Annotated in this window: 18 protein-coding genes; 14 read left to right on the top strand and 4 right to left on the bottom strand. The window is 60.5% G+C overall.

All coding sequences use genetic code 11. The annotated features are described in order from the left end of the window. Window positions 1-41: 41 nt before the first annotated feature. The 3 genes from ATY75_RS15385 to ATY75_RS15375 all read left to right on the top strand — a co-directional run bounded on the left by ATY75_RS15385 (window position 42) and on the right by ATY75_RS15375 (window position 2,568). Window positions 42-1,940, top strand: coding sequence for an APC family permease (locus ATY75_RS15385; RefSeq protein ID WP_088938234.1), 1,899 nt, complete (start codon window positions 42-44; stop codon window positions 1,938-1,940). A 74-nt stretch (window positions 1,941-2,014) separates the two neighbouring features. Continuing rightward, on the top strand, window positions 2,015-2,254 hold the full coding sequence (locus tag ATY75_RS15380; RefSeq protein WP_088938233.1) for a hypothetical protein: 240 nt from the start codon (window positions 2,015-2,017) through the stop codon (window positions 2,252-2,254). Window positions 2,255-2,304: 50 nt separating this feature from the next. After that, window positions 2,305-2,568: a hypothetical protein gene (locus tag ATY75_RS15375; RefSeq protein ID WP_088938232.1), complete on the top strand. Its 264-nt coding sequence runs from the start codon at window positions 2,305-2,307 to the stop codon at window positions 2,566-2,568. A 51-nt stretch (window positions 2,569-2,619) separates the two neighbouring features. Here the strand turns inward: ATY75_RS15375 and ATY75_RS15370 are convergent, their stop codons facing one another. Both ATY75_RS15370 and ATY75_RS15365 read right to left on the bottom strand, forming a co-directional pair. Then, a complete protein-coding gene (locus ATY75_RS15370; RefSeq protein ID WP_088938231.1) occupies window positions 2,620-3,420 on the bottom strand; it encodes an SDR family NAD(P)-dependent oxidoreductase in 801 nt (266 codons plus the stop codon). Window positions 3,421-3,431: 11 nt separating this feature from the next. After that, a complete protein-coding gene (locus ATY75_RS15365; protein ID WP_088938230.1) occupies window positions 3,432-4,601 on the bottom strand; it encodes a zinc-dependent alcohol dehydrogenase in 1,170 nt (389 codons plus the stop codon). A 300-nt stretch (window positions 4,602-4,901) separates the two neighbouring features. On the opposite strand from ATY75_RS15365, the gene ATY75_RS15360 reads away from it, so the two are divergent. From ATY75_RS15360 to ATY75_RS34615, 3 genes are read left to right on the top strand one after another with little or no spacing between them, the layout of a single operon-like run. Further along, the gene (locus ATY75_RS15360; RefSeq protein WP_088938229.1) at window positions 4,902-5,123 is read left to right on the top strand and encodes a hypothetical protein; all 222 of its coding nucleotides are present in this window, start codon (window positions 4,902-4,904) and stop codon (window positions 5,121-5,123) included. Continuing rightward, window positions 5,120-5,317, top strand: a complete 198-nt coding sequence (locus ATY75_RS33935; RefSeq protein ID WP_143535307.1) for a hypothetical protein — start codon at window positions 5,120-5,122, stop codon at window positions 5,315-5,317. Before ATY75_RS15360 ends, ATY75_RS33935 begins: the two co-directional genes overlap by 4 nt. Then, window positions 5,314-5,487 (top strand): hypothetical protein, encoded by a 174-nt coding sequence (locus ATY75_RS34615; RefSeq protein ID WP_171899849.1) that lies wholly within the window; start codon window positions 5,314-5,316, stop codon window positions 5,485-5,487. Before ATY75_RS33935 ends, ATY75_RS34615 begins: the two co-directional genes overlap by 4 nt. On the opposite strand, the gene ATY75_RS15355 is transcribed toward ATY75_RS34615, so the two are convergent. Together ATY75_RS15355 and ATY75_RS15350 are read right to left on the bottom strand one after the other, a co-directional pair. After that, window positions 5,474-6,520, bottom strand: coding sequence for a Gfo/Idh/MocA family oxidoreductase (locus ATY75_RS15355; RefSeq protein WP_088938228.1), 1,047 nt, complete (start codon window positions 6,518-6,520; stop codon window positions 5,474-5,476). The genes ATY75_RS34615 and ATY75_RS15355 overlap by 14 nt on opposite strands. Further along, complete coding sequence (locus ATY75_RS15350; RefSeq protein WP_088938227.1) at window positions 6,517-7,506, bottom strand: zinc-binding dehydrogenase; 990 nt, start codon at window positions 7,504-7,506, stop codon at window positions 6,517-6,519. Before ATY75_RS15350 ends, ATY75_RS15355 begins: the two co-directional genes overlap by 4 nt. A 178-nt stretch (window positions 7,507-7,684) precedes the next feature. Here ATY75_RS15350 and ATY75_RS15345 point away from each other — a divergent pair, with 178 nt between their 5' ends. The 8 genes from ATY75_RS15345 to ATY75_RS15310 are packed head-to-tail and all read left to right on the top strand — an operon-like array spanning window position 7,685 to window position 17,068. Next, entirely contained in the window at window positions 7,685-8,788 is a 1,104-nt protein-coding gene (locus ATY75_RS15345; protein WP_190241363.1) for an NAD-dependent epimerase/dehydratase family protein, read from the top strand. Next, window positions 8,785-10,827, top strand: a complete 2,043-nt coding sequence (locus ATY75_RS15340; protein WP_088938226.1) for an NAD-dependent epimerase/dehydratase family protein — start codon at window positions 8,785-8,787, stop codon at window positions 10,825-10,827. The genes ATY75_RS15345 and ATY75_RS15340 overlap by 4 nt, the downstream gene beginning before the upstream one ends. Window positions 10,828-10,865: 38 nt before the next feature. Then, window positions 10,866-11,936 (top strand): glycosyltransferase family 4 protein, encoded by a 1,071-nt coding sequence (locus tag ATY75_RS15335; RefSeq protein ID WP_088938264.1) that lies wholly within the window; start codon window positions 10,866-10,868, stop codon window positions 11,934-11,936. 2 nt (window positions 11,937-11,938) lie between these two features. Next, entirely contained in the window at window positions 11,939-13,069 is a 1,131-nt protein-coding gene (locus ATY75_RS15330) for a glycosyltransferase (RefSeq protein ID WP_088938225.1), read from the top strand. Continuing rightward, window positions 13,066-14,157 (top strand): glycosyltransferase, encoded by a 1,092-nt coding sequence (locus ATY75_RS15325; RefSeq protein WP_088938224.1) that lies wholly within the window; start codon window positions 13,066-13,068, stop codon window positions 14,155-14,157. The genes ATY75_RS15330 and ATY75_RS15325 overlap by 4 nt, the downstream gene beginning before the upstream one ends. Next, window positions 14,154-15,254, top strand: a complete 1,101-nt coding sequence (locus ATY75_RS15320; protein ID WP_088938223.1) for a glycosyltransferase — start codon at window positions 14,154-14,156, stop codon at window positions 15,252-15,254. Before ATY75_RS15325 ends, ATY75_RS15320 begins: the two co-directional genes overlap by 4 nt. Before the next feature lie 12 nt (window positions 15,255-15,266). Then, a complete protein-coding gene (locus ATY75_RS15315) occupies window positions 15,267-16,313 on the top strand; it encodes a UDP-glucuronic acid decarboxylase family protein (protein ID WP_088938222.1) in 1,047 nt (348 codons plus the stop codon). A 20-nt stretch (window positions 16,314-16,333) separates the two neighbouring features. Then, the gene (locus ATY75_RS15310; protein ID WP_088938221.1) at window positions 16,334-17,068 is read left to right on the top strand and encodes a TIGR04290 family methyltransferase; all 735 of its coding nucleotides are present in this window, start codon (window positions 16,334-16,336) and stop codon (window positions 17,066-17,068) included. Window positions 17,069-17,079: the final 11 nt, after the last annotated feature.

Here is a 17,079-nt window from a genome sequence, read left to right as displayed (position 1 = left end):
TTGCCCGATGTTGGGATGGCTCCATCGACGAGGACAAAAAATTGAACCTAAGTAAGCTCCTGCTCGGCCGGCGTCTCGCCAACCGCGAGCACGAAGACAAGAAGATCGGCTGGAAAGAAGCAATCCCCGCAATGGGTCTGGACGGCCTCGGATCATCATCCTACGGCCCGGAAGCAGCTCTGACCATCCTCATTCCGCTCGGCGCGCTCGGTCTGGTCTATATCGGACCTGTCATGGGCTGCATCGTCACGCTGCTGGCGATCCTTTATTTCTCCTATCGGCAGACCCTTGCCGCTTACCCCACGAGTGGCGGCGCCTATGTGGTGGCGAAGGAGAATTTGGGGGAATATCCGAGCTTGCTTGCCGCCGCAGCTTTGATGATCGATTACGTTTTGAACGTTGCTGTGGGCGTTTCGGCGGGGGTGGGAGCACTCGTATCGGCGATGCCGGGCCTTCACCCGTACATCCTGCCGCTGTGCCTCGGAGTCGTTCTCCTTGTGATGCTTGCAAATCTGCGCGGAACGGGGGAGGCGGGCTGGCTGTTTGCGTTGCCGACCTACGTCTTTATCCTCTGCTTCCTGGGCGCCATCGGCTATGGGCTCGTCGGGATCGTTTGGGAAGGCCAACCTGCGCCCGTCATCGCGCCGCCGCCGCTCGGGCCTGTAACACAGGGAGCGACGATATGGCTGCTCATGCACGCCTTTGCCAGCGGCTGCACCGCCATGACTGGCGTGGAAGCCGTTTCAAACGGAATGGGATCGTTCCGGCAACCCGTCATGCGTAACGCATATATTACCCTGACCGTAATCGTCGTCATTCTCGGCCTGCTTCTTAGTGGTGTCGCCGCTATCGCCACTACCTACAAGATCGGCGCAATGGATCAGACGAAAGCGGGCTATCAGAGTGTTCTGTCGCAGTTGATTGCTGCCGTCGCCGGTCACGGCGCTTTCTATTACATTGCGATGGCAAGCCTTCTCAGTGTCCTATGCCTGTCGGCCAATACCAGCTTTGTCGGCTTTCCCCGCCTTTGCCAGATGGTTGCCGCCGATGGCTATCTGCCCAAGGCCTTCGCTCAGCCAGGGCGTCGGCTGATGTTCACCGTAGGCATCGTTTTTCTCTCTGTGTTTGCCGGGCTGCTGCTGATCGTCTTTAGAGGGATCACCGACAACCTCATTCCACTTTTTGCGATTGGCGCGTTCCTGACATTTACCGTCTCCCAGGCGGGGATGACGATGCATTGGCGACGCCAGTCAAAAAAATATCCAGCGAAGCTGACGATGAACGCCGTCGGCGCGATTTCGACAGGGGCAGCGCTCATCATCATTCTGGTTGCAAAATTTGTGGAAGGCGCGTGGATCACACTGATTGCGGTGCCGGTAACCATCGTCATTTTGAAGTCGATCAAGGGCTACTACAGGTCGCTTCAACGCGAACTGCGAAAACCGGGTCCGATCAGAGTTGACGATATCGAGCCGCCGACGGTTCTCGTCGTCACCGAACGGTGGAACAGATTGAGCGAACGCGCCATTAAGTTTGCCCTGACAATCTCGCCTGACGTGGTCGCCGTCCATTTCGTTCGTCTCGGCGGACCAGATCGCGACGAAAGCGAAAAGGCCATCCGTGAGGAATGGCAGGTTGAAGTGGAGGAGCCGCTTGCCGCACGCGGACTGACGCCGCCGAGGCTCATGCTCATTCCCGCTCCATACCGGCAATTGCATGAACCTCTCTTGCGGCTGATCGAAAAGCTGGATGCCGACAGCCCGGAGAGGCGGGTGGCGGTTCTCATCCCGGAAACGGTGAAAGACAGGTGGTGGCAGAACCTGCTGCACATGAACAGGGCCGGCCGGCTACGGGCAAAACTGGTCAGGCTCGGCGGTCCCCGCCTGACCGTGGCGACGGTTCCCTGGCGGTTATACCGGGAAGAGCAGGCGGCGACATAAGCAGTCTTGCTCCGTGGTCGAGGGAACTTCGTGCGAGGAGTGAAGTTGGAGAGGCATCAGCGAAGAGGCGTTAAATGTCCCCCAATCCACTCATGAGCGAACCCGTTGAGGATTTTGCCTCTCGCTTGGAGGCTATGGTCGACGACGAGTTGTTCGCGACCATGAGCAAGCTCGAAAAGGCAAGCGAAGCGGCCGACGATGCAGAAGAGACCCTCGCCCGGATCGCCTTGACCGAAACCGAGATCGAGCGTCGCTATCCCGGCGAACTGCTCGCCCCGTACCGCAATTGGAAGCAAAGACAACCATTGTTGTGACCGCTTCGTTGACGGCTAGATCACATAACTTCGAACAGACGGAGGCATCAATGAGCAGTTCTGAGACGACGACGGACCACAAGACGATCCAGAAATGGGCGGAAAAAAGAGATGGCAAGCCGGCCGTTATCCGCACTAGCGAAAAAGGCGGTGTGCTGCGCATCGATTTCGGGGAAAAGGAAGAGGAATTCGACGAAATCGGTTGGGGCGAGTTCTTCAAGATCTTCGACGAAAACAAGTTGGCTTTTCTCTATCAGGACAAGACCAGGGACGGGAAGACCAGCCGGTTCAACAAATTCGTCGAGCGCGAGTAAGCAGCTGGAGGACGACGCGGACCGGATCGCCGCGTCGTCTGCACAGCCGCTCTATTTATTGCCGGAACCCGGCTCTGCCATTTTCGAATGCTGGTGGGCCAAGATGCTTGCCGGCGTGACATTGGCAACGGCTGCCTGCAATTTATTCTTCCAGCCGCTGACGACGTCGCCTTCGCCGTCGATCATCGCGTCATAGCCGATCCGTGCGACCTCGCCGGCATCATCCTTCTCCGCTTGGCCGATGGCCGTATCCATGAGATCGGCCCGCTTGAAGAACTCGGTCTCCGTCGCCCCCGGCATGAGGCAACTGACGGTTACGCCTGATTCCTTCAATTCCTCGCGTAGGGCAAAGGAGAAGCTGTTGATAAACGCCTTGGTGCCGTTATAGACGGCCTGATAGGAGCCGGGCATGAAACCGGCGATCGAGCCTGTCAGCAGAATGCGGCCTTGGCCGCGGCTGCGCATCTGGTTGCCGATCGCATGGATCAGATAGATCGTGCCGGTGATGTTGGTATCGACGACCTTGCGCGCCTCGCCGAATTCCTGGTCGAGGAAGCCCTTGCCGAGGCCGCGCCCGGCATTGGCCATCAGCAGATCGACCGACCGGCCGCTGGCGGTGATGCGCTCGACGAGCCGATCCACGCCTTCGAGCGTCGATAGGTCGGCTTCGACGGCCTCGACCGTCGTGCCGAACTCCTTGAGATTTGCCGCCGCCAAGTTGATGCGCTCCTCATCGGCGGCAATGATGAGATCATAGCCGTCCTGCGCTGCGCATTTCGCCAGTTCGTAGCCGATGCCGGTGGATGCGCCGGTGACGACGGCGAGGCCTTTGCCTGATTGACTGCGAGCCATGATGCGTCTCCTTACGGTTTCAGGACAACCTTGATGCATCCGTCCTGCTTGTCGCGGAACGTCTTGTAGAGAGCAGGCCCATCTTCCAGCGTACCGCGATGGGTGACGACGAAGGAGGGGTCGATTTCGCCGTTCTGAATCCGCTCCATCAGTATCGGCAGATAATGCTGGACCGGCGTCTGGGCCATCTTGAAGGTCAGGCCGCGATTGATCGCCGAGCCCATGGGGATCTTGTCGAGGAAACCGCCATAGACGCCGACGATCGAGACCGTGCCGAAGTTGCGGCAACAGTGGATGGCCTGGCGCAGCACGTGCGGCCGATCGGTTCCCATGAACAGGGCGACCTTGATGCGGTCTAGCCGCGAATCCCAACTGGCGGCGGCCTCGGCTTCGGTTCCGACGGCATCGATGCAGGCGTCGGCACCACGACCATCGGTCAATTCCATGATCTTGTCGTAGATGTCCTCATCCATGAAGTCGATTGGGATGGCTCCGGCCACCTTGGCAAGCGCCAAGCGCTCAGGCACGGAGTCAATGGCAATCACTCTCGCGGCGCCCAGCAGGAAAGCCGAGCGGATCGCCATTTGGCCGACGGGTCCGCAGCCCCAGATCGCGATCGTGTCGCCGGGTTGGATATTGCAGAACTCGGCTGCCATGTAGCCTGTAGGGAAAATGTCCGAAAGGAAAAGCACCTGCTCGTCGGAAAGCCCCTCCGGCACCTTGATCGGACCGACATCAGCATAGGGCACGCGCAGATATTCCGCCTGTCCGCCGGCATAACCGCCGAGCAGATGCGAATAGCCGAACAGCCCCGCCGGTGAATTGCCCCAGAGTTTCGTGACTTTCGTGCGATCGGGGTTTGAGCGCTCGCAGCCGGAGTAGAAGCCGCGCTTGCAGAAGAAACATTCGCCGCAGGAAATGGTGAAGGGAACGACGACGCGATCGCCGACCTTGAGCTTGGTATTGTCCTTGCCGACCTCGACGACCTCACCCATGGTTTCGTGGCCCATGACGTCGCCACTATGCATTTCCGGCATGACGCCGTCGTAAAGATGCAGATCCGATCCGCAGATCGCGCAGGCGGTGACCTTGATGATGGCGTCGCGGCCGTCCTCAACCTTAGGATCGGGAACGCTCTCGCAGCGGATATCATGCTTGCCGTGCCAGGTCAGAGCTTTCACGATGGTTTCTCCTCAGCAATTCTCGACGGCGCTCCAACCCCAGCTTGGCGCAAAAGTTCCCGGAGATGCGAGGATGCCCGTCGCGTCGATCCACATGGTCGAATTGGGAAAATAGGGTGGACATCCGTTGACCTCGTCGAGGCGCTGATGTCGCAACGATCCCGTCGCGATGTCCGGCGCGACAGCCTCCTAGGAGTTGTCGGGCCGGCCGGAACTAACACTATCGTCTGTTGTTTGGCTTATCCGGACGTTCCTTCTTGTTCGAAGCAAAATCATTTTAACTCCTGATTGGAGGATGTGATGAACAAACGCGCAAAGACCTTGACCGGCACGAACGAACGGCCGGAGAACGAGACAATCGCTCAAAGCGGATTCGGTATTCCTGACGACAGCGGCCCGTTGGTTGAGCCGACGGAGGCGGCAATCGACCGCGTGAAGGCTTCGCGGCTGCGCGGTCGGCGCAACGAGCTGAAGGAAGAACTCGACGAACAGACCGATCTTCCGCAGAGGGGTGCGCCATGAACGAGACGAGAAATAGCTGGGACAGGGGCTTGGCCACACCGCATGAGAATGCAAAGGCGCCACGAAGGATGATGTTGTTCGTCGTGACAATTTTCGTTCTGGCTTGCGTAGCTGCGCTCGCCTTTACATTGATCACCCATCCCAGTGAACCGGACGAGGCATCGCCGACGCCGGCGACGGAGCAGGCGCAATGAGCGCGGGCTCGGACAAAGATCCGATCCAGCGGCCGGCATCGTCCTCCGCTGAAAAGCGCACCAGGCTCAATGCCGGGAGGATAGCGCTCATTCTGATCGGAACGGTCGGCGTCGTCGCGTTCGTCCTTTATGCCACAATCGTCCTCTATGGTCTCCTCAAGGGCACCTAGGGGCTCTCCCATTTTGCGCGTAGATCCGGTCGATCGCTTCCGCAACTGCGACAAATTCTTCGCATGCGATATCATAGCGCTGACCTGCAGCCAGTCGTCTCGCCCAACCAACGGCTGCCCGTCCACCCCAGTCGTCCGGCGGCTGGGTGAGCGTTTCGTGCGATGTGCCGAACAGCCTTGCGACGGTGAAATCATAGAATGATCCACCGACATTCTCGAACGAGGCGCCACCTTCGGTTCCGAAGAACTTGGCACTGATAGCCGCATCGCAGCCGGCCTGAAGCCGCCACGAACATGTGAGGCGAATGACCGCGCCGCCGTCAAGCGTCAGCGTCGCACAGGCAAAATCCTCGACTTGGCTGCTGTCTGCAAGTCTTTCTCCGCCAGCTCTGAGTTCGCTGGTGACGGCAGTGACCGACGGAAAATCGAGGCACCATAAGGCCAGATCGATGAGGTGGACCCCGAGATCGATGACACAGCCGCCGCCCGATAGGGTCTTGTCGTAGAACCAGGGTTTATCGGGACCGTAGGCATTGTGAAAGGTCAGATCGGCTGCGAATACCTTGCCGAGAGCGTTGGCGCGGATGAGTTTATGGATCTGCTGCATGCCTTGCGTATAGCGATAGGACAGGTCGACAGCCAGCAGTCGGTCGGCTGTTCTGGAGGTATCGACGACAGCTTTGACCTCGGATGCCGTCCGCCCCAGCGGTTTCTGACAAAAGACGGCCAAGCCCGCCTCAAGGGCACGGATCGACTGTTCGGCATGGGCAGCACTCGGTGTCGCAATGACGATGCCGTCGAGCTGTTGGTCGAGCAGTTCGTCGAGCCCGGTGGCAATCCGGGCATCGGGAGCCAATATCTGCGCCTCCCGCGTCATCTCGGCCGAAGGATCGGCGACCGCGACAGCTTCAGCTATACCGCTGTCGAGGATTGCTTTCATCCGGTGCCGGCCGATCCATCCGACGCCGAGAAAGCCGAGTTTTATGGGCTTGGCGGCTAAGGCTGCCGTCTTTGGTGAAAGCAACTCGTTCATCGATATTGCACCAGCGCCTTGAGAAAACCGTCCGGGCGGTCGCGCGTGGTGTTCAGCGCTTCATCCAGTCTTTCCAGTGGATAGACGTGCGTGTAAAGCGGCTGCGGATCGATCCGCCCATGGCGCACAGCCTCGATGGCCTCCCGAATGCCCTGCATATAAACGGCCGGGTCGCGCTCATGGGCATTGATGACGTCGAGGCCGCGCCAGTTCCACAATTGCATGTTCACCTGGCGAGGCCCATCCTGATGATAGCCGGCGACGATCAATCGCCCGCGTTCCCTGGTAAGCTCGCCTGCCAGGTCGAGCGGCCATTGTTTGCCCACGGCCTCGATGACGCGGTCGCAGAGATTGCCGTCCGTCAGCGTTTTGACGTTCTCGATGACGCGCCAATGATCGTCCATGAAAATCGTTTGGGTTGCTCCCATCCTTCTTGCCACCTCGAGCGAATAGGCCCGGCGTGAGATGGCGATCACCCGCGCTCCGGCGGCGGCTGCAAGCTGCGTGAGAAGGGCGCCGAGAAAGCCGATGCCGATGATGGCGACGATCTGGCCGCGTTCGATATTGCTGCGGCGGAAGATGTTCATGGCGCACCCAAGCGGTTCGCCCGGAAACGGTTTGCCGTCCAATTCTCGGGGCAGTGCCGCAACCATCGAGGCATCGGCGATGTCGTGCGTGGCGTAGGCATGGTAAGAAAGAGCCGCGACGCGGTCCCCGACCTGCAGGCCGGCAACGTCGCTGCCCATATCATCTATGACGCCCCAGCCTTCATGGCCCAGTCCGCCGGCCTCCGTCGGGAAGGTCATCCATTCGGGTCCTGCCCATGGGGTGAGGTTCGATGCGCAGACGCCGCAGCCTTCCAAGATGATCCTGACTTGGCTGGGACCGGGTTTCGGCAGGGCGCGCGTCTCGACCGCGAGTTGCCCCGGGCCCGTTACGATCGCAGCGCGCATGAGATCGGCCGTCGGCCTTGTCGCAATGTCCATCAGATCTCCTCCAGGTGGCATCATTCGAACTGCGGCCCGTTGGAAGAGTTCCGGGGGAAGTCAAAGAAGTCATAGATGATGAAGTCAATAAAGATGTCATTGATGAAGGAACTTTTCCATGAACGCTCGGTTCGGCCGCTATCTCTGAAGCAAATTGTTCGACCGGACGGACCCAATAATGATGATTTTGATAACAGGGGGGTGCGGCTTTATCGGCCGCCATGTCGCTGAAGAACTTCTGAAAAACGGCTATAAGGTGCGTGTTTTCGATGCGCTCATTGATCAGGTTCACGCCGATGCGGAGGTAAGCGTGCCCGACGGTGCGCAGGTCGTCCGAGGCAATGTGATGGACAAGGACGCGGTCCGCGCGGCGCTTACCGACGTCGACGGCGTCATTCATCTTGCCGCCGAGGTGGGTGTTGGGCAATCGATGTACGAGATAGCCCGCTACGTCGGCAGCAATGACCTTGGGACGGCTGTGCTGTTGGAGGCGATGATCGGCCAGCCGGTCCAGAAAATCGTCGTCGCCTCCTCGATGAGCGTCTATGGCGAAGGGCTCTATTTGACTGAAGATGGTCAGCGGAACGGCTATGTCAGGCGCCGCGCCCATCGTCTGAAGCAAGGCAGGTGGGACCCAGTTGGACCGCACGAGGAGCAACTCATGCCGATCGCCACCGACGAGGAAAAACCCGTTGACCTTGCCTCCATATACGCTCTGACAAAATACGCTCAGGAAAAGCAGGTCCTGATCTTCGGTGAAGCCTACGGCAAGGACGCCGTCGCGTTGCGGCTCTTCAATGTCTTCGGCGCCGGGCAGGCGCTCTCCAACCCCTATACTGGCGTGCTTGCAAATTTCGCCTCCAGGCTTGCCAACGGGCAGCCGCCGATGATCTTCGAGGATGGCAGGCAACGGCGCGACTTCGTCCATGTGCGGGATGTGGCGACGGCGTTCCGCCTGGCCTTGGAAAGGCCGGCGGCAGCCGGTCACGTGATCAACATCGGCAGCGGCCAGGCCTATTCGATCGCCGATGTCGCGGCGCTTCTCGCCGACGCCATGGGCGTGCCCGATATCAGCCCCGACATCATGAACAAGGCTCGCTCCGGCGACATCCGAAATTGTTTTGCCGATATTTCGAAAGCCCGCGAACTGCTTGGTTTCGAACCGAGATACCGACTTGAGAATGCGCTTGGTCCTTTCGCCGCCTGGGTCCGTCAAACCGGCGCGGTCGACCGCGGCGCCGAGATGAAGCGTCAACTGGAAGAGCGGGGGCTGGTTTCATGAAGAAAATCGGCTCTGGACGGCCTGCCAAGCAGGAGACGAGGCAGTTCGGCTTCGTCGAGTGGTTCCGACCGGGGGAGCACGAGCGGACAGAAGCCGTGCTGCCGGATATTCTGGCAAGCGGCGCCAGTCATCTGCGAACACACCTCTCCTGGGCCGAATACTTGGCACCGGGCGGTCAGCAATGGTTCGATTGGATGATCCCGCGCGTTGGAGCGCAAATCGATCTTCTACCCTGCATCCATTACACACCGCCTTCGCTCTCACGAACGGGCAGGTCGTCAGGCGCCCCGGTCGACCTCAAATCCTATGCCGATTTCGTCGACCATATCCTGACGCGCTACGGCCGCTATTTCCGTCACATCGAGCTCTGGAACGAGCCGAACAACCTGCTCGATTGGGATTGGCGTCAAGACAGCGATTTCCTGCTTTTTTGCGAGATGGTCGGAGGCGCAGCCTACTGGGCCAAGCAGAGAGGCTATAAGCCGGTCCTTGGCGGCCCGTGCCCCTTTGATCCCTATTGGCTCAATCTCATGGGCGTGCGCGGTGTGCTTGGGGTCGTCGATGCCGTCGGTTTCCACGGCTTTCCCGGAACCTGGGACAGTGAAGAAGCCACCTGGGGCGGCTGGGACATGCATCTGGGCGAGATGCGCGGGATAATCGACCGATACAATGGCGATGCCGAGATATGGATTACCGAAGCGGGCTACTCCACCTGGCGCAACGACGAGATCGAACAGGCGCGGCGCTTCATAAAGGCGCTCAACGTGCCGGCCGACCGGATGTATTGGTATTCCTGGTGCGATGTGCCGCCGGACGTCCCTGTTCAGGAAGGCTTGTGGTTCGATCCGCGGCACTATCATCTTGGAGCTGTTACCCACGACAACAAGCCGAAGCTTTTGGCTCGTCTTCTAATGGAAGGCGGCGTCAGCAAGCTGGCGGAGGTTGCCGCCCTTGCAGCGCCGCACATCGCCTCCGACGCTACACCTGTGGTCGTGACCGGCGGCAGCGGCTTCGTCGGCTCCAATCTCGCCGACAGCCTGCTTAGCGATGGTGAAGACGTCATCATTCTCGATAATCTTGGGCGCTCGGGCGTCGATCAAAACCTCTCCTGGCTGATCGACAGACACGGCGCGCGGGTGCATCCGGTCCTTGCCGACGTCCGGGACCTGATGGGGATCGAAGCCGCCTTCAAGGACGCGAAAGCTGTCTTCCACTATGCCGCCCAAACAGCTGTGACCACCAGCATTGGTGATCCGCTTGCGGATTTCGAAACAAATGCGCGCGGCACCCTCAACGTATTGGAAGCGGTGCGCAAGGCAGGTAGACAGGCGCCCGTCATCTTCGCGAGCACCAACAAGGTCTATGGCACCCTCGACGATCTCGGGATGGTCGAGGGCGACGATCGATATGTTCCCGAAAACGAGACCATAAGGACAAGGGGGATTGCCGAGGATCGGCCGCTCGATTTCTGCACGCCCTATGGCTGCTCGAAAGGTGTCGCCGATCAGTATGTCCTCGACTACGCCAAGTCCTACGGCATTCCGGCTGCAGTGCTCAGGATGAGCTGCATCTATGGGCCGCGCCAGTTCGGGACCGAGGATCAGGGCTGGGTCGCTCATTTCCTGATCCGGGCGCTCGCAGGTGAAGCCATTTCCGTCTACGGCAGCGGCAAGCAGGTGCGCGACGTTCTTCACGTGGAGGATGCCGTGGCTGCCTACCGGACGCTGCTGGCCAATATCGACCGTGTCTGCGGGAATGCTTTCAACCTCGGCGGCGGGCCGAAAAACGCCGTCAGCGTACTTTCGGTGCTGCGCGAAATCGAGGAGGTGACCGGGCGCCCGGTCGAGACCAGTTTCGGCCCCTGGCGGGCCGGCGACCAGTTCTACTTCGTTGCCGATACCGAAAAGCTCGAAAGGGAGACCGGATGGGCCGCCGGCGTCGGATGGCGCGATGGGCTGCGGCATCTGGCCGAATGGCTGATTGCCAATCGTTTCGGCGGTCAGCAGATCCGCAGGGAAAAGCGCAAGGTAATGGCATGACCACACAAAATCGACGCCCGGGGCACCGCCGCGTGCTGATGACGGTCGACGCCGTCGGCGGGGTCTGGTCCTATGCCATGGACTTGGCCGCAGGATTGAAGCCCCGCCATGTCGAGGTTGTCTTCGCAGGGCTTGGACCCCGACCCACGACGGAAAAGATTGCCGAAGCAAATAGGCTTGGTACGCTTGTCTGGCTGGAGGCGCCGCTCGACTGGATGGCCGGGGATGAAGCGGCGGTTGCCGAGGTGCCCCGTCTGATCGCTGATCTCGCCCGCCGAAAGAAGGTAGATCTTCTTCATCTCAATTTGCCGTCGCAGGCGGCGGGCATCGAAACGAACCTGCCGGTGATCGTGGTCTGTCATTCCTGTGTCGTGACCTGGTTTGCGGCGGTGCGTGCCGCCAAGGTGCCGCGCGACTGGCAATGGCAATATCGGCTGAACCAGGCCGGTTTTGCACGTGCAGACGCGGTGATCGCACCAAGCGGCAGCCATTCTGCGGCGATGGCGGCGGCCTATGGACCGATCGCCAACCTCAGCGTCGTCTACAATTCGGCTGCGCTCGAGCCTTCCAGCGAGACCAAACAGAATTTTGTCCTGGCAGCCGGCCGCTGGTGGGACGAGGGAAAGAACGGCGCCGTGCTCGATGCGGCGGCGGCCCTGACCCGCTGGCCGCTGAAGGTGGCCGGCGCAAATCGTGGCCCTGACGGGCAATACCTGCCGTTTCGCAATGCCGACCATCTGGGCGAGCTCTCGCGCGAACGGATGATGGTTCTGGCGCGGCAGGCGGCCATTGTGGTTTCGCCGTCGGTTTACGAGCCTTTCGGGCTGGCGGCTTTGGAAGCGGCGAGGGCGGGCGCGGCCTTGGTGCTCTCCGATATTCCGACCTACCGCGAGATCTGGAACGACGCCGCGCTGTTTGTCGATCCGCATCAGCCCAAAGCGTTCGCCGATGCCTTCAACCGCCTCGCCGATGACCCTCAGCAACGGGTTGCGCTTGGCCTGAAGGCGCAGGAGCGATCGGCGAGGTTCAGCCTCGAGGAACAGGCGCAAGCGATGTACGCGATTTATTCCGGCAGGCTTGGCCACGCCTTTTCGACAGCAGCGGAGTGATCATGAAGTTCGTTTTCTATACTCATTCGCTGATTTCCGACTGGAACCACGGCAACGCGCATTTTCTTCGGGGAGTGATGCGCGATCTGCAACGGCGCGGCCATGAAACGCTGGCATTGGAACCGGAGGATTCCTGGAGCCGTGCCAATCTTGTCAGCGATCAGGGGTCTGCGGTCATCGCAAAATTTCATGAGACCTTTCCGCAGCACCGCGCGCAGATCTATGGCAAGGATTTCGATCATGAAGCCGCGCTTGGCGATGCTGATGTCGTCATCGTCCACGAGTGGACGCAACCCGATCTGGTCGAGCGTCTCGGTCGCATCCGGCGCCATGGCGGCACCTTCACGCTGCTCTTTCACGACACGCATCATCGGGCAGTCTCGGCCGAAGGCGATATCGCCGGACTGACGCTGACCGATTACGACGGTGTGCTGGCTTTCGGCGAGACGTTGCGGGAGCGCTATCTAAGCGCCGGCTGGGGCAAGTCCGTGTTCACCTGGCATGAAGCCGCCGACGATGCTCTGTTTCGACCCATGCCGGAGGTTCTAAGAACCGGAGACCTCATCTGGATCGGCAACTGGGGCGATGGTGAGCGGTCCGCCGAAATCGCCGAGTTTCTGGTCCATCCTGCCAAGTCGCTCGCCCTGACCGCGACGGTACGGGGCGTGCGCTATCCCGATCATGCGCTCGATGCCCTTCAGAGCGCCGGTATCGCCTACGGCGGATGGATCGCCAATGCCGACGTTCCCGTCGCCTTCGCCCGCCATAAGGTCACGGTGCACATTCCGCGCCGGCCTTACATCGAGCATCTGCCGGGTATTCCGACGATCCGCGTCTTCGAGGCGCTCTCATGCGGAATTCCTTTGATATCGGCGCCTTGGGACGACGCTGAGCACCTTTTCAAACCGGGCACAGATTTTGTTCTGGTTCGCGACGGCGAGGACATGAGAAAAAATCTGCGCGACGTGCTTGCCGACCCCTGCTGGGCCGCAAGTCTTGCTGCATCAGGCCTCGTGGCGATCAAGGCGCGCCACACCTGCCGGCATCGTGTCGACGAGCTTTTTGAAGTCCTGGCTTGCTGCGGCACGAACCGGGTCACCACCAATCTCCAATCGCCGGAGGCTGCAGAATGAAAATCGCTTTTTACGGTTCGAGCCTGGTCTCCGCCTATTGGAATGGCGCAGCCACCTATTATCGCGGCCTGCTGCGGGCGCTGGCGGCCAAAGGATATGACATCACCTTCTACGAACCCGATGTCTATGATCGGCAAAAGAACCGCGACATGGATCCGCCGGACTGGTGCAAGGTCGTGGTCTACGAAGGCACGATCGGCGCCCTGAAGGCCGTCAGCGGCGCTGCGGCTGAGGCCGATATCGTCGTCAAGGCTAGCGGCGTCGGTTTCGAAGACGATCTGCTTCTCGAGGAGGTGCTTGCCCATGCGCAGCCGCATGCCCTGAAAATCTTCTGGGACGTCGATGCGCCTGCAACGCTTGCCGAACTCAGAGCCAATCCCGATCATCGGCTGCGCCGGGGGCTCGATCGGATCGATCTCGTACTCACCTATGGCGGCGGCGATCCGGTGGTGGAGGCATACCGCTCCGTCGGAGCGGCGGACTGCGTGCCGGTCTATAATGCGCTCGATCCGCAAACGCATCATCCGGTGCCGGAGGACCATCGTTTCCCGGCCGATCTGGCATTCCTCGGCAATCGCCTGCCGGACCGCGAGGCGCGGGTCGAGCACTTCTTCCTGGAGCCCGCCTCACGTCTGCCGGACCGGGCGTTCCTGCTCGGCGGTTCCGGCTGGCAGGACAAGCCGATGTCGCCCAACATCCACTATCTCGGTCATGTGTTGACGCGCGATCACAACGCCTTCAACGTGACCCCGATGGCGGTTATCAATATATCGCGCGCCAGCATGGCGGAGAACGGCTTCTCGCCGGCGACCCGCGTCTTCGAAGCAGCCGGCGCCGGCGCCTGCCTCATTACCGACGCCTGGGAGGGCATCGAACTCTTCCTGGAGCCCGACCAGGAAATCCTGGTCGCGCGCGACGGACAGGACGTGGCGGACCTGGTTGCCGGTTTGTCGCGCCGATCGGCTCGAAGGATCGGCGAGCGCGCGCGTCAGCGCGTGTTGGCCGAGCACACCTACGCCAATCGCGCCGAAACCGTGGACAAGATTTTCCGCGCTCGTCTTGGCGCGCGGATGGAGGCCGCCGAATGATGCGATCGCTCGACATCGTCTTCCTCGGCCTTTCACTGTCTTCTTCCTGGGGAAATGGCCACGCTACGACCTATCGCGCCCTCGTCAAGGGGCTGCGACAGGACGGCCACAGGGTTCTGTTCCTGGAACGGGACGTTCCCTGGTACGCCAGCCAGCGGGATCTTGCCTCACCGGATTTCTGTGAACTCGCTTATTACGCCGACATCGACGCCATGCTCGAACTCTATCGACACAGGCTGCGCCATGCTGATGCGGTGATCGTCGGGTCCTACGTGCCCGAGGGTGTGGCGCTGATCGACAGGCTCGGCAGCGTGGCGCCAAAAAGCCTGTGCTTTTACGACATCGACACGCCTGTCACGCTCGCAAAGATCGACCGTGGCGACGAGGAATATCTGGCGCTGCGGCAGATCCCACTCTTTGACGCCTACTTCTCCTTTTCCGGAGGAGAGGTGCTGACCCGACTTGAGATGCGGTACGGTGCGCGGAAGGCTGTCGCACTTTACTGCTCGGTCGACGAAGGCCGCTATGCCAATACCGGCGAGCCATATTGCTGGGATCTCGGCTATCTCGGAACATATAGCCTCGATCGGCAGCCGACTTTGGAACGCCTTCTTCTGGAGCCGGCGCGTCTAGTGCCATCGATGCGCTTCGTCGTCGCGGGACCGCAATATCCCGCCGAGATCGACTGGCCGAGCAATGTGGAGAGGATCGAGCACCTGGCGCCCGCCGATCATCCCAGTTTTTACAGTCGGCAACGGTTCACCTTGAATGTGACCCGTAGCGACATGATCGCCGCAGGCTGGTCGCCGAGCGTGCGCCTGTTTGAAGCGGCCGCCTGCAAAACGCCGATTATCAGCGACTTCTGGCGCGGTCTTGACGAATTGCTGCCCGATGGCGAGGCTTTGATCATTGCAAAGGGGCCAGCCGATGTCGTGGCGGTGCTGAGGGATCTCGCGGACGCCGATCGTATCGCCATTGCTGCTGCCGCCAGACGGCGGGTCTTAACTGGTCATACTGGCGCCGCCCGCGGCGCCGAACTCGTCCGAGCCCTATCGGAGCTGCCGGCAAACCGAGCTTGCGAGCGTATCTCAGCGTGAAGGAGAGTATCGATGCTGCATGTCAATCGTCGCGGAAATCGCAAGACTGTTCTGGTGGCAGGAGGAGCCGGCTTCGTCGGTTCGCACCTCTGTGATGCGCTCCTTGGCCGCGGCGATTTCGTCATTTGCGTCGACAGTTATATTACCGGCTCGCCAGATAATGTTCGTCCGCTGACAAACCATCCGCGCTTTCGGCTTATCGAAAAGGATATTTGCCAGTTCCTGGAAATCGACGAGCCGCTGGACCAGATCTACAATCTCGCCTGCGCAGCATCACCGCCACAATATCAGGCCGATCCTGTCCACACGATGATGACCTGTGTCGCAGGGACGGGAAATCTGCTTGCGCTTGCCGAGCGTCACGCCGCTTCCTTTCTCCAGGCGTCCACGAGCGAGGTCTATGGCGATCCGGTCGAGCATCCCCAACGTGAGGATTACCGCGGCAATGTCAGTTGCACCGGACCACGCGCCTGCTATGACGAAGGAAAGCGTGCTGCCGAAGCGCTCTGCTTCGACATGTTGCGGGCCGGCCGCGTCGATGCGCGGGTTCCCCGCATTTTCAATACCTATGGCCCTCGCATGCAGGCCAATGACGGCCGTATCGTCTCCAACCTGATCGTGCAGGCCCTGTCAGGCAAACCCCTCACCATCTACGGAAGCGGCTTGCAGACACGATCCTTCTGCTATGTCACCGACTTGGTCGGCGGCCTGATGGCGTTGATGGACAAAAGACCCAATCCCGGCGTGCCGGTCAATCTCGGCAATCCCGGCGAATTCACCATCAACGAGCTCGCCCAGATGATCCGCGCTATGGTGCCGACCCCCACGGAGATCGTTTACGAGCCGTTGCCCACAGACGATCCCCAGCGCCGCCGTCCGGATATCGCACGGGCGATAGAGCTTCTCGATTGGCGGCCGACCGTGCCGCTTGCAGAAGGGCTGAGCTACACGGTCGAATGGTTTACAAACAGTCTCCCAACGCGCCCGCGGCGGCAGGCAACAACATCTGGCCGTCTTCTGAGGCCGGATTCGTCGCAAGCCGCCCCCGCTCAAGGCTGATTGGAGAACGGAGGCAAACGATGATGAACCTGGCTCTGAAGCGCCGCGTGACAGAACTTGGCCCCTGGTTCCAAAACATGAGGTTCGGAGAAGTCGAAACTGCGCCGGATCATTTCCTCGGCGACTATCCCGCATTCAAATGGGAGCGCTTTAAACATGTCGTGCCGGAAGATTTGGACGGGCGCAGCGTGCTCGATATCGGCTGCAATGCCGGCTTTTATGCGCTCGAGATGAAGCGCCGCAATGCCGGGCGGGTGCTCGGCATCGACACCGATTCACGCTACCTTGAGCAGGCTCGTTTTGCTGCCGCTCATTTCGACCTCGACGTTGAATTCAGGCAAATGTCGGTTTACGAGGTGGCAAAGCTCGCAGAGACCTTCGAGCTGGTGCTCTTCATGGGAGTGCTTTACCATCTGCGCCATCCGTTGCTGGCGCTCGATCTGCTCCACGAACATGTGGTTAACGATTTGATGCTGTTCCAGTGCCTGCAGCGCGGAGACGAGCGCAATGCTCTCCCGGAAGAGAATTATGACTTCTCGGAATGGGCCGTATTCGACCAGCCTGACTTTCCAAAATTGTTCTTCATCGAGCAGCGTTATGCCGGTGATCCGACAAACTGGTTCATTCCCAACAAGGCGGCCGCCGAGGCGATGTTGCGCAGCGCCGGCTTTTCGGTAGAGGCCAATCCGGAGCGAGAAGTCTATCTTTGCCGCCGAGGCCGGCGGCCCTACATGGTCGAGCCGCCGCCGGCGTGAGGCGACGGACC

The sequence above is a fragment of the Rhizobium sp. N122 genome (genome assembly GCF_002211295.1).
GTDB lineage: Bacteria > Pseudomonadota > Alphaproteobacteria > Rhizobiales > Rhizobiaceae > Rhizobium.
Note: the sequence above shows the minus strand (reverse complement) of the source record. Positions and strands in the feature narration are given on the sequence as shown.

What these genes read in the sequence shown, in the direction of transcription:
- ATY75_RS15380 (WP_088938233.1), top strand. Translation starts at nt 2,015, where the DNA reads ATGTCCCCCAATCCACTCATGAGCGAACCCGTTGAGGATTTTGCCTCT.
- ATY75_RS15320 (WP_088938223.1), top strand. Translation starts at nt 14,154, where the DNA reads ATGATGCGATCGCTCGACATCGTCTTCCTCGGCCTTTCACTGTCTTCT.
- ATY75_RS33935 (WP_143535307.1), top strand. Translation starts at nt 5,120, where the DNA reads ATGAACGAGACGAGAAATAGCTGGGACAGGGGCTTGGCCACACCGCAT.
- ATY75_RS34615 (WP_171899849.1), top strand. Translation starts at nt 5,314, where the DNA reads ATGAGCGCGGGCTCGGACAAAGATCCGATCCAGCGGCCGGCATCGTCC.
- ATY75_RS15350 (WP_088938227.1), bottom strand. Translation starts at nt 7,506, where the DNA reads ATGGACATTGCGACAAGGCCGACGGCCGATCTCATGCGCGCTGCGATC.
- ATY75_RS15335 (WP_088938264.1), top strand. Translation starts at nt 10,866, where the DNA reads ATGACGGTCGACGCCGTCGGCGGGGTCTGGTCCTATGCCATGGACTTG.
- ATY75_RS15330 (WP_088938225.1), top strand. Translation starts at nt 11,939, where the DNA reads ATGAAGTTCGTTTTCTATACTCATTCGCTGATTTCCGACTGGAACCAC.
- ATY75_RS15375 (WP_088938232.1), top strand. Translation starts at nt 2,305, where the DNA reads ATGAGCAGTTCTGAGACGACGACGGACCACAAGACGATCCAGAAATGG.
- ATY75_RS15340 (WP_088938226.1), top strand. Translation starts at nt 8,785, where the DNA reads ATGAAGAAAATCGGCTCTGGACGGCCTGCCAAGCAGGAGACGAGGCAG.
- ATY75_RS15325 (WP_088938224.1), top strand. Translation starts at nt 13,066, where the DNA reads ATGAAAATCGCTTTTTACGGTTCGAGCCTGGTCTCCGCCTATTGGAAT.
- ATY75_RS15355 (WP_088938228.1), bottom strand. Translation starts at nt 6,520, where the DNA reads ATGAACGAGTTGCTTTCACCAAAGACGGCAGCCTTAGCCGCCAAGCCC.
- ATY75_RS15310 (WP_088938221.1), top strand. Translation starts at nt 16,334, where the DNA reads ATGATGAACCTGGCTCTGAAGCGCCGCGTGACAGAACTTGGCCCCTGG.
- ATY75_RS15360 (WP_088938229.1), top strand. Translation starts at nt 4,902, where the DNA reads ATGAACAAACGCGCAAAGACCTTGACCGGCACGAACGAACGGCCGGAG.
- ATY75_RS15370 (WP_088938231.1), bottom strand. Translation starts at nt 3,420, where the DNA reads ATGGCTCGCAGTCAATCAGGCAAAGGCCTCGCCGTCGTCACCGGCGCA.
- ATY75_RS15345 (WP_190241363.1), top strand. Translation starts at nt 7,685, where the DNA reads ATGATGATTTTGATAACAGGGGGGTGCGGCTTTATCGGCCGCCATGTC.
- ATY75_RS15315 (WP_088938222.1), top strand. Translation starts at nt 15,267, where the DNA reads ATGCTGCATGTCAATCGTCGCGGAAATCGCAAGACTGTTCTGGTGGCA.